Annotated in this window: 1 pseudogene; it reads right to left on the reverse strand. The window is 64.7% G+C overall.

The annotated features are described in order from the left end of the window. A pseudogene (locus tag SB753_RS35590) lies at positions 1-343 on the reverse strand (3-beta hydroxysteroid dehydrogenase); the annotation flags it as partial.

Here is a 343-nt window from a genome sequence, read left to right on the forward strand (position 1 = left end):
GCAAGGAATCCGAAGTACCCAGGCAGCATCAGCACGTCCGCGGGAATGGGTACGGCGGGCAGCTTCAAGCGACTGCCGATGGCCTCGGCGATCTCGCGGTACGCAATGCTCCCCTCTGCAACCGCGTGCCAGCTTCTGCCGGCGGCGCCTTTCTCAAGCGCCAGGCGGAACACGGTGGCGACGTCGCGCGTGTGCACGGCGGCCCACCTGTTCGCACCGTCTCCAGGGTAACCGACGACACCCTTTTCCTTCGCCAGCCCGATCAGCAGCGGAAGGAAGCCGGCATTATCGGTCGCGCTGTGCATGATTTCAGGAATCCGAACGACCGAAGACCGCACGCCTT

Source organism: Paraburkholderia sp. SIMBA_053 (genome assembly GCF_046534895.1).
Lineage (GTDB): Bacteria > Pseudomonadota > Gammaproteobacteria > Burkholderiales > Burkholderiaceae > Paraburkholderia > Paraburkholderia caledonica.